This is a genomic window from Novosphingobium sp. Leaf2 (genome assembly GCF_001421325.1).
GTDB lineage: Bacteria > Pseudomonadota > Alphaproteobacteria > Sphingomonadales > Sphingomonadaceae > Novosphingobium.
Map to the genome: position 1 here is coordinate 335,966 of NZ_LMJY01000016.1, position 14,470 is coordinate 350,435.

Below are 14,470 nucleotides of genomic sequence, written 5' to 3' on the forward strand. Positions count from 1 at the left end.
CGCTCACTCCGCCGCCACGACCCAGGGTGCATCTTCGCCCAGCTCGCCCGGCCAGGGCATCCCGGTCAGGACCGGATACCAGCTTTCGGGCGCATCGCCGTAGCGTTCGCGCAAACCGTCCAGCTTGCGCACCGTGCTTTCGCGGCCCGACAGAACGGTGAGCACTTCGGGCATGCCCGACAAGTCCAGCCGCACCACCACCGACGCGTCGGACTGGCGGATCAGGAAGCAGCGCGAGTGGGCTGGCAGCGTACGGATCACGTCAAGCTCGTGACGCGAAAGCCCGAACCCTTCGCAGTAATCCTCCGCCCGTGCCCGCGAATTGGGCATGAACAGCATCGTTGCTGTCTGTTCGACGAGCGCGGTGGCGATCTTGCTGTCCAACGCATCGCGCGCGGACTGGGTGGCGAAACCAACCAGCGCGTTGCGCTTGCGCAGGGTCTTGAGCCAATCGCGGATGCGCGCGGCGAACACCTCGTCGTCCAGCGCCTTCCAGCCCTCGTCGATCAGGATCATCGTCGGCTCGCCGTCCAGCCGCTCCTCGATGCGGTGGAAAAGGTACATCATCACCGGCGTGCGCAAGCGCGGGCTTTCCAGCAGTGCGGTCATGTCAAAGCCCAGCACACGCGAAGACAGGTCCAGCCGGTCATGCTGGTTGTCGAACAGCCAGCCATGTTCGCCGCCCTGCAGCCAGGCGTCCAGGCGTGAGCCCAGATCGCCGGGCTGCGGGCGGCGCGCACCGGCCAGCAGCTCGCGGAAATGGGACAGGCGGCGCAGCGACGGATCGTTGTGATAAGCCGCGTCCACCGCGCCCGCGATCGTCGCCAGTTCTTCCGGGCCGGTGGCGGCCAGCAGCACGCCCAGCCAGTCGCGTAGGAACGCGCGGTTGGCGGCGGTATCGGGCAGCGCCAGCGGGTTGAAGCCGGTGGGATGGCCGGCGGCGATGCGGCTGTACGTGCCGCCGATCCCGCGCAGGAACACTTCCGCGCCGCGATCCTTGTCGAACAGGATAGTGCGCGGACCGAACTTCTGCGCCTGCGCGGCCAGGAAATTCATCACCACCGTCTTGCCGGAACCGGACGGCCCAATGACGCTGAAGTTGCCCAGATCGCCCTGGTGGAAGTTGAAAAAGAACGGCGTGGCGCTGGTGGTGGCCAGCAAGGTGACCGCATCGCCCCAGTGGTTGCCGCTGGCCTGCCCCATCGCAAAGCCATGCATGCTGCCGAAGCAGGCCATGTTGGCGCTGGAAATCAGCGCGCGGCGCACGATGAAGCCTTCGTTGCCGGGGAACTGGCCCCAGAACGCGGGCTCAAGATTCACATCCTCGCGCACGGCCACGGCGCCGGCATCAGCCAGCGCCGCCGCGCACATCGCGGTCACATCGTCCAGCTGCTCCAGCGTTTCGCTGCGCACCAGCACCGACAAGTGATGATCGCCAAAGCCGACCGCGCCGGTGCCCAGCGCATCGCGCGCCGCGCTCATCTCGCGGCGCTCGGCCAGCGCTTCCTCGTCGGCGCTGCGCAGGCGGCGGATCGACAGGTCGATGCGTTCGCGCGCGATCTGCCGGTCGGCGGGCGCGTACGTCTCGGTCAGCACCACTTCGCAGGGCAGGCGCAGCAACGCGTCCGTCAGGCCGGGCGCGGTGGAATCGGGATAGTCCTTGAGCGAGACGATGGCGGCAAAGCCGCCGCCGGTGGCGCCGCGCACTTCCATCGCGTCCATGCCGAAGCTGGCGCGGCGGTAGGGCAGCATATGGCCGATGTCGGTATCGTCGGACGGGCGGCGCACCGGGCGCATTTCGCCGTTGTACAGTGCGCTCAACAGTTCCAGCACTTCGGAGCACCGGCCGGCGGGTGCTTCGTAATCGCCCAGGATCCGCGCACCATAAGCACCGAGCGAGGCGACCATCGCGGTGGCGGCGGCGCGCAAGGCGCGCACGTCAGCCGGGTCGGCAGCGACGGCAGCAGCCTTGGATTTCATCATCCGGCCCAGCCGGTCCGCCCAGCCGGCCTTGCCGCGCGCGGGGCGGCGCACCAGCGTGACGAACTGGTCGTTCACGAACAGCGCGCCCGATCCGGTCCGTTCGCGCCAGCGCGCGTCGATATGCGCGGCGACCGGATCATCGAACTGCGCCGCCATCTCTATCTCCACCCGGCGGCGGATGACATGGTGATACAGCACGAAACGCGCATCGAGCGCGGAGCGCAGCAGCACTTCGCGGGTGGCGACGTGGGCGTTCAACTCATCGCTGTCAGCGGTCTCGAACGCCAGGCCCGGTACCATGAGGGCGAGCATCACCGACCCGTCGCGCAGCCGCACCACGGTGTCATCCTCGAAGCCGGCATACGGCAGACGGTCGCCGGCAAGCACTTCCTTGCCCGCGAATTTCGCCATCGGCCCGGTCAATGCCGTCCTGAAGTTTCTGGCCATGTCGTAGTCCCCCCGCGCCGTTTTTCGTTACGGCGCGTAACTGTTGCAGCCCCAGCGCTGCCAATTGGCGACGCGCGGGCATTTGCTGACCTTGGCGATCCACAAGTCGAATACCCGCGGTTCGCGCAGGCAGGCGAGATAGCCGGCGCCGTGAATGGCGAGCGCGGCGGGCAAGGCCCAGAAGCTTTTGGTGATGAGGAAGATTTCCGTCGTCACCGCAGCGTTGATGATGAAGAAGCTGTACGTCACCCCGGCGAACATCTGCGGGCGGGTGAGCGCGCGGTGCACCGGGTAGCGGGCCAGCGTCATGGCTCAGCCCACCGCGGCCGACTGGATGCCGGTAACGATGGCGCCCGCGCCGAACAGGATGAATACGCCGATGATGACCGTGGCGCCGAAGCGCCAGTTCATGCGGCCCGTCAGCATCATGAAGCCTACGGCGGCAACCGCCATGACCGCGACGGCGGTGGCGACATTGCCCAGCAGCGTGCCCTGCAGCCAGCCCAGCGCGGCGACGATCGGACCGGAACCGGCAGGATCGCGGGCAACGGCCTGCGCCTGCGCCATCGCCGGCGCAAGCAACGCGGCAACGCCTGCGAGCATTGCCACTAGACCGCGTAAAAAGCGGCTCGAAATATCAGCGTAACGAATCACTGTGCCCTCCGTATATGAGGCCAGTGCCGTCATAGGATGACAAGTGTGTGACGAAAGTGCGGCAGTCCGGTCAAGCCGCGCGATGAGTAGGCCGAAATGCTATCGGCACATTTTGGGACAATTACGTGGGGAGGCGTTGCTGGGCCCGCCTCCCGTACACCCTGTTCAGCGCAACGCCATCGTGTTGGCAGCGACCATCGCTTCCAGGGCCTGACGCGCGGCAAAGCGCGAATCCACCCACGATCCATCGGACAGCTGCAAGTCGTACCGCACCGGACTGGCGACCGCCGCCCGGTATGCGCCCAGCGCCTTGCCACTCATCCCCGCCCGCGCGTAAGCCGCGCCGAGATTGATGAGCGTCGCCGGATCGTCGGACCGCGCAGCGCCTGCCGCCTCAAGCTTGTGTACAGCCCGCAGGGGTTGCCCTGCCGTAAGCTCGACATAGGCGACATCGACAGTGGAAAGCGGCGCGGGTGCGGCGGTGAGCGACATGGCTGACTGGCCGGTCAGTACGGCGGCGGCAAGGATGGAAAGGGACATGGCACGTTCTCCCGGTACAGCTTGGTTATGACCGCAACGTCTGCCTGATTGGATCTTTCATCAATAAAATGTCGATAGTGTCATAATACTGCAATCAACCTGTGAATGCGCAGATTACCGCCGGCGGTCAGCGATGGAGACTACCTGTGTTAATTCGTCATCCCATTGTCGTCTTTATGTAATTAACTGTCATCGTATCGCCCATAGATCGTCATTTTCAGCCCCTAGATGCCGGCTTGTGCAACGGAGGCGGAATCGCTGCCCCGTTCCGCCTGAACACGGGGGACTAATTCGTGAACAAGTTTTCTGGTCTACTGCTTGTGGGCTGCAGCGCCCTCGCTCTCGCCGGTTGCGGGGCTGACGACATTTCTTCGCCGGGCGCAGGCAGCGTCGTGGTTAACAACCCGAGCACCACGCCGACCGCTACCCCGACCTCGGGCACCGGCACGGTCGTTGCCGCCGCAAGCTGCCCCGCGTTCAACGCCACCGGCGGATTGACCGATTCGGGCACGATTTCCGGCCCCGAAGGCACCTGGCGCGTTTGCACCCTGCCCGCGCTGGTCAACGTGAACTCCAGCCTGCCCAAGGTGGCGGGCGTGGTATACCGCATCAACGGACGCGTGGACGTGGGCTGCGACGGCGGCTTTACCGCCCCGACCGCTGCCGCGCCGCGCGTCACCACCACCGCATCGTGCGCCAGCCGCAGCCTGACGGCTGACACCAACGTCACGCTGACGATCGATCCGGGCGTCATCATCTACGGTGAAAACACCTCGGAAGCCGCCTGGCTCGCGGTCAATCGCGGCAACAAGATCAACGCGGTGGGCACCGCCGCGCTGCCGATCATCTTCACCAGCCGCCAGAACGTGGTGGGCAGCAATTCGGAAACCGACATGGGCCAGTGGGGCGGCGTAGTGCTGCTGGGCCGCGGCATCACGACCGACTGCACCGCTGCCGGCTCCACCTCCGCCAACAACTGCGAGCGCAACACCGAAGGCTCGGTCAACCCGGCCGTGTTCGGCGGCACCGACAACACCTACAACGCGGGCACGATGAAGTACGTGCAGATCCGCTATTCGGGCTATTCGCTTTCGCCCGGCATCGAACTGCAGTCGCTAACGGGTGAAAGCCTGGGCAGCGGCACCACGCTGGAATACATCCAGTCGGTCAACAGTTCGGACGACGGCGTCGAATTCTTCGGCGGCGAAGTGCGCATGAAGCACTACATCGCGGTCAACGCGGACGATGACAGCCTAGATATCGACACCGGCATCAAGGGCTTTTTCCAGTACCTCCTGCTGCTGCAACGCAGTGGCGGCGGCGACGCGCTGATGGAAATCGACTCCAACGGCAACGAAGACAACGCACCGCGCCAGACCAGCACGATCGCCAACTTCACCGCCATCCAGCCGGCGGCCAGCACGAACAACGATTCGAACGACCAGGCCGCTGTCCTGATCCGTGGCAACTCGGACATCACTCTCGTCAACGGCATCATCAACACGCCCGCAAACGAGTGTATCCGCCTGAACGGCACCACCACCAACGGATCGGCGCAGGCCACGCTCAAGGCCTATGCCACCGTGCTGAGCTGCAACGCCACGAAGTTCCTGGGCACCGGCACGTATAACGCCGCCGCCGTCCAGACCCAGTTCGGCTCGGGTTCGAACGCCAACAACGACACCTTCACCTCGACCCTGACGAGCACCTTCGTCAACGGCACGAACGAGACCGGCGTTGTGGCGTATGCCAACATCCAGACCATCTCGACCTACTTCGACAAGCCGACCTACATCGGCGCGGTCTCCGGGGCGAGCGACACCTGGTATCGCGGCTGGACCTGCAACACCGCAACCGGCGCGTTCGGTTCGACCACCGCCTGCACGGCGCTGCCGACCACCTGATCCGGCCGCCCAAGACAGATCAAGGGGGCGGCCCGTTCGCGGCCGCCCCCTTTCTGCCATTTTCCTTACGTGTTCCAGGGGGACAATCCATGACCAAGCCGCGGCTCGTCTCGTTGCTGCTGCTCTCCACTTCGATGCTCGCGCCCGCTGGCGCATGGGCTCAGGACAGCACTTCTCCGCCCGCATCGGGCAGCATGGGCGCACAGTCAGGCACGCCCGCCGATGATGCGCCCGCCGCGCCCGGCAATCCCGAGCCCGAAGAAGCCGCGCCCGACATCTCGGTTCCGGGTGGCGCGATCATCGTGACGGGTTCGCGCAACCGCAACGTGATGCGCACCGCCCCGCAGGTCATCTCGGTGCTGTCCACCGAGCAGATCGCCCGCACCGGTGAAGGCGACATCGCCGGCGCGCTGGGCCGCGTCACCGGCCTGTCCGTGGTGGGCAACGGCTACGTCTACGTGCGCGGACTTGGCGATCGCTATTCGCTGGCGCTGCTCAACGGCTCGCCGCTGCCCAGCCCCGAGCCGCTCAAGCGCGTGGTGCCGCTGGACCTGTTTCCCACCAGCATCATCGCCTCCTCGCTCGTCCAGAAAAGCTACTCGGTGAACTTCCCCGGCGAATTCGGCGGCGGCGTCATCAATCTCACCACAAAGTCGATTCCGCCCGAAAGCTTCCTGACGATCGGCGGCGGCGTGGGCTGGGACACCCAGACCACCGACAAGCTGAGCTACAGCTATTACGGCAGCAAGACCGACTGGACGGGGTACGACAATGGCAACCGCAACCAGCCTTCCGCGCTGAAGGATTACCTGAACGGGAACACCGTCCTCAACTCCACTTCCGACCAGGCCAAGGCGATCGGCAGCACGCTATTCACCGGCCGTAATTCGGTGGTGCAGAAGATCAAGCACACCCAGCCCAACTTCTCGGCGGACTTGTCAGCCGGCACATCATTCGACCTGGGCGGCGCCACGCTGGGGGTCATCGCGGCGGCGGGATATTCGAACAAGACGCAGACCCGCGATGCCATCCAGCAGTTGACGCAAGGCTCCAGCGCAGCGGCAAACCAGCTGTACGAGGACTATCGCACCGTCAGCACCGAAAACCGCGTGGTCGCCAACGGCCTGCTGGGGCTGGCGCTGGAATTCGGCGAGAACTCGATCCGCTGGACCAACGTCTACATCCACGACACCAGCAAGTTCACGCGCCTGCGCGTGGGCAAGCAGGACAGCAACCAGGTGGCCGACTTCATGTCGCAAAAGACCGCCTGGTACGAACGCCAGCTGATCAATTCGCAGGTGGTCGGCCAGTTCAAGCCGGACGACAACACCAGCATCGACGTGCGCGCAGGCTATGCCAATTCCAAGCGCAACGCCCCGTTCGAGATCGACAGCGAATACGTGCGCACCAACAGCGCCACCGACCAGTTCGGCTCCAGCTATGTCAACACGCTGGGCACAGGCTCTGTGCAGCCCACCACGATCAGCTTTTCGCGTCTGAACGAGGACGTATGGTCGGCAGGCGTTGACGTGGCGCATCGCTTCACGCCGGACTGGAAGGGCACGGTGGGCTATGCCTACCAGCTCAACACCCGCAGCAATTCCAACCGCCAGTTCGGTGTCTATGCCAGCGGCAGCCAGACGCTGATCTCCGGCTTTGGCCTGCTGCGCCCCGATGTGCTGCTGCAGCCGGGCTTGTGGTATCTTGGCCAGGCGGGCGTGAACTACAACCTGGAACTGCGCGATCTGACCGCCAACACCGGCCTGTTCGATTCGCGCCTGCTCAACCACGCCTATTACGGCAAGGTGGAAGGCCAGATCACCGATGCGCTGTCTATCGATGCAGGCGTGCGCTGGGAATGGGCGAACGAGACGACCGTGCTCAAGCCGATCGGCGGTGATCCGTCCACGGCCACCGGGCTCAAGAAGGAATACTTCCTGCCCGCCGTCACCCTGACGTATGAACTGCAGCCAGGCATGCAGCTGCGCGCCAATGCCTCCAAGACCATCGCCCGGCCCCAGTTCCGCGAACTGGTGTACCAGACCTTCTACGACCCGGACAGCAACCGGACATATCAGGGCAACCCGTTCCTGATCGACAGCCAGCTGTACAACGCCGAAGGGCGTTTCGAATGGTACGTCAACCGGGACGACCGGCTGTCGATCGGTGCGTTCTACAAGCACATCAAGAACCCGATCGAATCCTACCTGACGGGCACGGAATCGTTCATCACGTCCTACGCCAACGCGCCCGCCGCCGACTTGTACGGCGCGGAACTGGAAGTGCAGAAGTACGTCTATCTGGATAAGCTGGGCGGCAGCTTCTTCGCCAACCGGCGGCTGGTGCTGGTGGGCAACTACACTTACACCAAGTCGAAGCTAAAAGTGTCCGACACGGATTTGACTCAGATCTACGGCGCGAGCACCGACCAGCTTGCCAGCATCTACTTCCAGGATGGTGCGCCATTGACCGGGCAGAGCGAGCATATCGCCAACCTGCAGCTGGGGCTTGAGGATACCGAACACCTCTCGCAGCAGACCCTGCTGATCAATTATGCCAGCAAGCGCACCGTCAGCCGCGGCTTCGTGGGGGTCACGCGCCAGCCCGACGTGATCGAGTATCCGGGCCTGCGCATCGATCTGGTCCTGCGCCAAGGCATCCAGGTTGCCGGCAAGCAGATCGAATTGAAGGCCGAGGGCCGCAACCTGACCGCACGCAAGCATCTGGAATACCAGACGTTCGACGACGGCCGGGTGAACTTCAACACGTATGCACTGGGCCGCGTGTTCTCGCTGTCTGCCGCCATAACGTTCTGATTTCCCGCCGGGCGGACCTGCCCGCCCGGCGCACCCTTGATGGCCCGGCCGCACGTTGACATGCGGCCGGGCCTTTTTTGCCTTTTCATCCTGGCCGCATGGGGGTAGGCGCTTGCGGGTCATCTGGGGAGTAGCCGCCCGCGCTTTATTGCGGGACCTGCCGTCAACATACTCGGTCGAGAGGCCGTGGCGCGCAGGAGGACGGGAAACCGTTCGGGTGAGACCAATGACGCATCGCGGTTCCGCCCGGCCGGGCGGGGGCTGCATGCGTCGTTGCGTTCACTCGTCGCCCGGCCCCGGAGTATCTGATTTGGAAGCCCTGCTCACCTCCACCGCCGTGGTCGCGCTCGCCGAAATCGGCGACAAGACACAGCTGCTCGCCATCGTGCTGGCCACGCGCTTCAAGAAGCCGTGGCCGATCGTGGGCGGCATCTTCGTGGCCACGCTGGCCAACCATTTCCTTGCCGCGCTGGTGGGCGAACAGGCTGCGGCGTTTCTGGACAGCCTGTGGTTCCGCTATGCCGTGGCCGCCAGCTTCATCCTGATGGCCGCCTGGACGCTGGTGCCTGACAAGTTGGACGAGAACGAGGAAGCCAAACCCAGCCGCTTTGGCCCATTCCTGGCTACCGCGATCGCGTTCTTCATTGTCGAGATGGGCGACAAGACGCAAATCGCCACGGTCGCGCTGGGCGCACGCTTCCACACCGTGCTGCCGGTGATGGCCGGCACCACCATCGGCATGATGATCGCCAACGTGCCGGCGGTGTTTGCAGGCAACGCGCTCATCAAACGGGTGCAGCTCAACGTGGTGCGCACGATTGCCGCGCTGCTGTTCCTGGTGATCGGCCTGTGGCTGCTGGCGGTCACTGCCGGATGGATCGGCTAGGCACGGGTCCGCACCCATCGCCCGCCTTCAGGGGGTATCGAACACATACCCCAGCGAGCGTACCGTGCGCAGCGGATTGCCCGCGCCCGCGCCTTTCAGCGCGCGGCGCAGGCGCCCGATCCACACGTCCACGGTGCGCTCGTCCACCGGCGGCTCCTGCTTGCCCAACGCGGCGATCAACTGCGCGCGGCTGAACACCCGGCCGGGATGTTCGATGAAATAGCGCAGCAGCCGCAGTTCGTTGGGCATCAACGTGATCGGCTTGCCGGCAAAGCGCGCCTGAAACGCGCCCACGTCCACCATCAGCTCGCCCTGCGTCACCACGCGGATGCCCACGGCGTCCTGATCGCCAAGGTTGGCACCCAGTACCCGGTCGAGCAGCGCCGTGCGCGTAAGCGGGCCGACCATGTAATCGTCCGCGCCCATGCGTAGCGCACGCTTGCGATCGTCGATGTTATCTTCTTCCAGCACCATCGTGACATGGGCGTGCGCGGTCAGGCTGTCGGCGCGCAGGCGGCGGCACAGTTCCAGGCCGGACATGTCAGACAACACCCAGTCGATGAAGATCCACAGCGCCCCTTCGATGAGCGGCAGTTCGGAGGCCTCGTTCCAGCGGTGCAGCACCACATCAAACTGATCGTGCCGGAAAGGCGCGTGCCCTCCGGTCAGTTCGCTCGCCAGCAATATATCGATCCGCCGCATCGCCCCTGAACCGCCCCGTTTCCGCCATTGCGCCCGCACCGCGAGGACTTGTGCAGCCCCTGCGTACGGGCGGGCTTTGCCGTCCCAATATGACGACCGGGTGACAAATGGGCGACATCGCGGCGAAACGTCCGCCTCCGCATTGCTGTCATCAAACTGACCGGCAAACGTCACGCCGGCGCAACGCCAGGCTGCCAGAGCAAGGAGCGCAGGGAACCGGGGATGAACGACCATGCGCGACCAACTCGACACGCTTCTGAGCCGCGAAACCGATGCCGGCGGGCGCATCCCCGCCTGGCTCGATATTCCCGATCCCAAAGGCTTCAGGCCCAAGCGCAAATACCGCACGATCTGGATTTCAGATGTTCATCTGGGCACGCGCGGCTGCAATGCCGGTATGCTCGTCGATTTCCTGCGCCATGTGGATTGCCAGACGCTGTACCTGGTGGGCGACATTGTGGACGGCTGGCGGCTGCGCAAGGGCTGGTACTGGCCCGATGCCCACAACGAAGTGGTGCGCCGCATCCTCAAGATGGCGCATCGCGGTACCCGCGTTATCTTTGTCGCGGGCAACCATGACGAGATGCTGCGCGATTATGCGGGCCTCAGCTTCGGCGGCGTGGAACTGGCACTGGAAGCGGTGCACGTCACCGCTGACGGGCGCCGCCTGCTGGTGACCCACGGCGATGCGTTCGACGGGGTGGTGCTGTACGCCCGGTGGCTCGCGTTCCTGGGCGATGCGGCATACTCGATGCTGCTGCGCGCCAACATCGCTTTCAACGCCGTGCGCCGCCGCTTCAAGCTGCCGTACTGGTCGCTCTCGGCCTACATGAAGAAAAAGGTCAAGAACGCCGTCCAGTACATCGGCAGCTACGAGGAAGCCGTGGCCAACGAGGCGATCTCGCGCGGGTTCGACGGGGTGGTGTGCGGCCACATCCACTGCGCAGAAATCCGTGAATTCAGCGGCATCACCTATTACAACGATGGCGACTGGGTGGAAAGCTGCACCGCGCTGGCCGAAGACTTCACCGGCCACATGGCAATCATCGACTGGGTAACGGAAACCGGCGGCCACACCGCCAAGGCCGACGCTCTGGTGGAAGCTGGCGCGTGAAGCTGGCGCTCGCCACCGATGCGTGGCTTCCGCAGGTGAACGGCGTCGTACGGTCGCTCACCTCGACGGTCGAACACCTGGTCCGCTGCGGCCATGCGGTTGAGACGATCACGCCCGATCGGTTCAAGACCCTGCCGATGCCGGGCTACGCCTCGATCCGACTGGCGATGGCGCCGCGCTTCGGGGTGCGCCGGATGCTGGACGCGGCTGCGCCCGAAATCGTGCACATCGCCACCGAAGGGCCGATCGGCTGGGCGGCGCGCGGCTGGTGCCTGTCACGGGCGGTACCCTTCACGTCCGCGTTCCACACCCGCTTTCCGGACTACGCGGCCTTGCGCACCGGCCTGTCGCCGGCCTATTTCTGGCCGATCCTCCAGCGCTTTCACGCGCAGAGCCGCGCGGTGATGGTCTCCACCCGCAGCCTGGCGAGCGAACTGGCGCAGCGCGGCATCGGCCCCACCCGGTCCTGGAGCCGAGGGATCGATCATGACTTGTTCCGCCCGGCGGGTCCACGCCACCCGGCGATGACCGGCCTGCCCGGCCCTGTCCTGCTGAACGTGGGCCGCGTAGCGCCCGAAAAGAACCTGGAAGCGTTCCTCGCGCTGGACGTACCGGGCACCAAGGTCGTGGTGGGCGATGGTCCCGCGCTGGAAAGCCTGCGCCGGCGCTATCCGGCAGCCGTGTTCCTGGGCGCGCTGTCCGGCGAAGCGCTCGCGAGCGCCTATCGCGCGGCGGACTGCTTCGTGTTTCCCAGCCTTACCGATACGTTCGGGCTGGTGGTGATCGAGGCGCTGGCGTGCGGCACCCCGGTCGCCGCTTTCCCCGTCACCGGCCCGATCGACATCCTGGGCGAGGACGGACGCGGCGTGGATCATCGGGTAGGCCGGCCCGCTGGCGCTGTGGACACCTGCCTTGCCCGCGCCATCGACGGCGCGCTGACGGCGGAACGGCTGGACGCAGCAGCGCTGGGCAGCCTCTATTCCTGGGAACGCGCCACCGACCAGTTCCTGACCGCCATCACCGGCGCGCTGGAGGACACCGACCAAGGGCTGCTAACGGCGGCGTGAGGGGCGCGGCAGGGTACCTTTCGCCCAGCCGCTGTATCATGGGGCAATGCCGACATCGGCAAACTTGGCCGCAACATTTCTATTTGCTCGGTTCGCGATCTCGATATCTGCGCTACCTGCGGCGTCGCCCAGCCTGAGGCGCGCTACCCCACGACCGAATACGGCATCGACAAACATCGGATGGGTGCGAAATTTCACATCGCCAAGCGCCTCGTCGAAATCATCCAGCGCTTGCCTGAAAAGCCCCAGCTGCAATTCAGCCATACCGCGCCAAACAAATGTATAGCTGGCCCTGTTCGCCAAAATTGCAGCGTTGCAAATCGCCATGACGTTCTCAAGGTCCAGTCCATGCATCGCCCGCGCCCAGCATGCGGCGTTGGGGAGCGTCTTATCCTGCGGAGCATCGGCAGCATTGCCGTCGTAAAATGCGAGCACTGCCTGCGGGTGGCCAGCAGCAGCATCCACCCACAAACTTTGCTCTCTGATGCCCTCAGCGGAGCGGCCCGATTGTGCCAAGGCACTCTTGAGCTGATCCGCGGCGCCATCATCCAGCGCAGCCAACTTTAGCTGATGCCAGTCCAGCGCATAAAATGGTTTGCGTTTTATCGTCTTCAGAAGGCCTTTGAGCGCATCGTGCCGCGCTTCGGCAGTAACCTCGTCTCGCGCCTCGGCCCCGAAGGAAATACTGGTCGTCGCCATGACGGCAACCGCGAAAACCCATTGCTTGACGGACATCGTAATTCCCAATCTGCCGACCAAAGGTTATGCGGTCTGGCCGGGCAAGTCCACTTGAGACCAGCTTTTGGGGATGGGCCGCTTTCGAATGCGGGCCGTGACGGCCGACCATAATCAAAACACCGTCAGCCGCCGATCAGCTGCAGCGCTTCACCTGCCTCTGCCGGCTGGTTGCGTAAGCCTATGGCGAAATTTGGAAACGGCCATGCACCGAAGCGCGTCAGGCCACGTCCATCGCATAGCCCGCCGCGCGAACGGTGCGGATGGGGTCGGTGTCGCCGTCGCGGTTGATGGCCTTGCGCAGGCGGCGGATGTGAACGTCCACGGTGCGCTCGTCGATATCGGAATCCATGCCCCATACCCCGTCGAGGATCTGCTGGCGCGAAACCACGCGGTTGGGGCGCTCCATGAAATAGCGCAGCAGGCGAAATTCGGTGGGGCCAAGGTGCAGCGCTTCGCCGCCGCGGCGCACGCGGTGGCTGGTGGCATCCAGTTCGATATCACCCCATGACAGCACGTTGCCGGCCAGCGAAGGGCGCGCGCGGCGCAGCAGCGCCTCTATCCGGGCCATCAGTTCGCGCGGGGAAAACGGCTTGGTGACGTAATCGTCAGCGCCCGTCTTCAGACCCCGGATCATGTCCTCCTCCTCACCGCGCGCCGTCACCATGATGATCGGGATTTGCGCGGTCTGCTTGTCCTTGCGCAGCTGGCGGCACACCTCGATGCCGGGCACCTGCTCGATCATCCAGTCGAGCACGATGGCGTCGGGCACCTGCTCGCGCACCATGACCAGCGCTTCCTCACCATCGCCGGTGGAACGCACGTCATACCCCTCGGCGCTCAGGTTCCAGGTCAGCAGTTCGCACAAGGCGACATCGTCTTCGACGACGAGGACGGACGCGGCGGCGCTCATACCAGCGGCCCCGAGGTGTCGTCGGTCTGGGAATCGCGTTCGGTGCAGTATTCGCCCGTCGCCGCGTAATAGACGATCTCGGCCACGTTGGTGGCATGATCGCCGATGCGTTCCAGGTTGCGCGCGATGAACAGCAGCTGCGCCGCGCTGGTGATGGTGGCCGGGTTTTCCATCATGTGCGTGAGCAGCGAGCGGAACAACGTGTTGTAGAACTGGTCCAGCTTCTGGTCGCGCCGGATCACTTCCACGCTGAGCGCCGCATCGCGTGAACCGTAGGCGTTCAACACGTCGCGCACCATGCTTTCGGCGATCTCGGCCATGGCGGGCACCAGCGTGACGGGATCGATCTTGGTGCGCCCCTCCAGCGCGTTGACGCGCTTGGCGATGTTCTTGGCATAGTCGCCGATCCGCTCGATCACGCCCGAGATCTTGAGCGCGGCGATCACATCGCGCAGATCGTCGGCCATGGGTGCGCGCAGCGCGATGGTGCGCACCGCCAGGCGGTCCACCTCGGCTTCCAGCGCATCGAGCCGGACATCGGCGGCGACTACTTGCGCTGCCAGATCCTCATCGTGATGGACCAGCGCGGTGATGGCATCGCGAATGGCGACTTCGGCGAGCCCGCCCATTTCTGCGACGAGGCCGCGAAGCTGCCCGATCTCGGTGTCGAAGGCCTTGACGGTATGATCGACCATGGCGTTTTCCTGTT

Annotated in this window: 13 protein-coding genes and 1 riboswitch; of the genes, 5 read left to right on the plus strand and 8 right to left on the minus strand. The window is 64.9% G+C overall.

What is annotated here, in order from left to right; translation table 11 throughout:
* Window positions 1-3: 3 nt before the first annotated feature.
* From ASE49_RS10985 to ASE49_RS11000, 4 genes are all read right to left on the minus strand, one after another.
* Entirely contained in the window at window positions 4-2,430 is a 2,427-nt protein-coding gene (locus tag ASE49_RS10985) for a VirB4 family type IV secretion/conjugal transfer ATPase (RefSeq protein ID WP_056771864.1), read from the minus strand.
* Window positions 2,431-2,457: 27 nt separating this feature from the next.
* On the minus strand, window positions 2,458-2,739 hold the full coding sequence (locus tag ASE49_RS10990) for a type IV secretion system protein VirB3 (RefSeq protein ID WP_056771867.1): 282 nt from the start codon (window positions 2,737-2,739) through the stop codon (window positions 2,458-2,460).
* 3 nt (window positions 2,740-2,742) lie between these two features.
* Window positions 2,743-3,066: a TrbC/VirB2 family protein gene (locus ASE49_RS10995; RefSeq protein ID WP_442945990.1), complete on the minus strand. Its 324-nt coding sequence runs from the start codon at window positions 3,064-3,066 to the stop codon at window positions 2,743-2,745.
* Between the two features lie 183 nt (window positions 3,067-3,249).
* Window positions 3,250-3,624, minus strand: coding sequence for a hypothetical protein (locus ASE49_RS11000; protein ID WP_056771873.1), 375 nt, complete (start codon window positions 3,622-3,624; stop codon window positions 3,250-3,252).
* Window positions 3,625-3,917: 293 nt separating this feature from the next.
* Here ASE49_RS11000 and ASE49_RS11005 point away from each other — a divergent pair, with 293 nt between their 5' ends.
* The 3 genes from ASE49_RS11005 (at window position 3,918) to ASE49_RS11015 (ending at window position 9,230) form a co-directional block, all read left to right on the plus strand.
* Window positions 3,918-5,528 (plus strand): hypothetical protein, encoded by a 1,611-nt coding sequence (locus tag ASE49_RS11005; protein ID WP_056771875.1) that lies wholly within the window; start codon window positions 3,918-3,920, stop codon window positions 5,526-5,528.
* 89 nt (window positions 5,529-5,617) lie between these two features.
* Window positions 5,618-8,344, plus strand: coding sequence for a TonB-dependent receptor domain-containing protein (locus tag ASE49_RS11010; RefSeq protein WP_056771879.1), 2,727 nt, complete (start codon window positions 5,618-5,620; stop codon window positions 8,342-8,344).
* A gap of 112 nt (window positions 8,345-8,456) precedes the next feature.
* Window positions 8,457-8,641: riboswitch (yybP-ykoY riboswitch) on the plus strand.
* A 13-nt stretch (window positions 8,642-8,654) separates the two neighbouring features.
* Window positions 8,655-9,230, plus strand: a complete 576-nt coding sequence (locus ASE49_RS11015) for a TMEM165/GDT1 family protein (RefSeq protein ID WP_056771882.1) — start codon at window positions 8,655-8,657, stop codon at window positions 9,228-9,230.
* A gap of 27 nt (window positions 9,231-9,257) precedes the next feature.
* On the opposite strand, the gene ASE49_RS11020 is transcribed toward ASE49_RS11015, so the two are convergent.
* A complete protein-coding gene (locus ASE49_RS11020) occupies window positions 9,258-9,932 on the minus strand; it encodes a response regulator transcription factor (protein ID WP_056771883.1) in 675 nt (224 codons plus the stop codon).
* 232 nt (window positions 9,933-10,164) lie between these two features.
* On the opposite strand from ASE49_RS11020, the gene ASE49_RS11025 reads away from it, so the two are divergent.
* Window positions 10,165-11,046 (plus strand): UDP-2,3-diacylglucosamine diphosphatase, encoded by an 882-nt coding sequence (locus ASE49_RS11025; protein ID WP_056771886.1) that lies wholly within the window; start codon window positions 10,165-10,167, stop codon window positions 11,044-11,046.
* Window positions 11,043-12,113, plus strand: a complete 1,071-nt coding sequence (locus tag ASE49_RS11030) for a glycosyltransferase family 4 protein (RefSeq protein ID WP_056771889.1) — start codon at window positions 11,043-11,045, stop codon at window positions 12,111-12,113. The genes ASE49_RS11025 and ASE49_RS11030 overlap by 4 nt, the downstream gene beginning before the upstream one ends.
* Before the next feature lie 36 nt (window positions 12,114-12,149).
* On the opposite strand, the gene ASE49_RS11035 is transcribed toward ASE49_RS11030, so the two are convergent.
* The 3 genes from ASE49_RS11035 to phoU all read right to left on the minus strand — a co-directional run bounded on the left by ASE49_RS11035 (window position 12,150) and on the right by phoU (window position 14,456).
* Window positions 12,150-12,848 carry a hypothetical protein gene (locus ASE49_RS11035; protein WP_056771892.1) on the minus strand — a complete coding sequence of 233 codons (699 nt, stop codon included), beginning with the start codon at window positions 12,846-12,848 and terminating at the stop codon, window positions 12,150-12,152.
* A 220-nt stretch (window positions 12,849-13,068) separates the two neighbouring features.
* The gene (phoB, locus tag ASE49_RS11040) at window positions 13,069-13,761 is read right to left on the minus strand and encodes a phosphate regulon transcriptional regulator PhoB (RefSeq protein WP_056771895.1); all 693 of its coding nucleotides are present in this window, start codon (window positions 13,759-13,761) and stop codon (window positions 13,069-13,071) included.
* A complete protein-coding gene (phoU, locus tag ASE49_RS11045; RefSeq protein WP_056771897.1) occupies window positions 13,758-14,456 on the minus strand; it encodes a phosphate signaling complex protein PhoU in 699 nt (232 codons plus the stop codon). Before phoU ends, phoB begins: the two co-directional genes overlap by 4 nt.
* Between the last annotated feature and the right edge of the window lie 14 nt (window positions 14,457-14,470).

Bases quoted from the DNA above. Each gene is read 5' to 3' on its own strand.
- ASE49_RS10985 (WP_056771864.1), bottom strand. From the start codon at position 2,430: ATGGCCAGAAACTTCAGGACGGCATTGACCGGGCCGATGGCGAAATTC.
- ASE49_RS10990 (WP_056771867.1), bottom strand. From the start codon at position 2,739: ATGACGCTGGCCCGCTACCCGGTGCACCGCGCGCTCACCCGCCCGCAG.
- ASE49_RS11000 (WP_056771873.1), bottom strand. From the start codon at position 3,624: ATGTCCCTTTCCATCCTTGCCGCCGCCGTACTGACCGGCCAGTCAGCC.
- ASE49_RS11010 (WP_056771879.1), top strand. From the start codon at position 5,618: ATGACCAAGCCGCGGCTCGTCTCGTTGCTGCTGCTCTCCACTTCGATG.
- ASE49_RS11020 (WP_056771883.1), bottom strand. From the start codon at position 9,932: ATGCGGCGGATCGATATATTGCTGGCGAGCGAACTGACCGGAGGGCAC.
- ASE49_RS11025 (WP_056771886.1), top strand. From the start codon at position 10,165: ATGCGCGACCAACTCGACACGCTTCTGAGCCGCGAAACCGATGCCGGC.
- ASE49_RS11035 (WP_056771892.1), bottom strand. From the start codon at position 12,848: ATGTCCGTCAAGCAATGGGTTTTCGCGGTTGCCGTCATGGCGACGACC.
- phoB (WP_056771895.1), bottom strand. From the start codon at position 13,761: ATGAGCGCCGCCGCGTCCGTCCTCGTCGTCGAAGACGATGTCGCCTTG.
- phoU (WP_056771897.1), bottom strand. From the start codon at position 14,456: ATGGTCGATCATACCGTCAAGGCCTTCGACACCGAGATCGGGCAGCTT.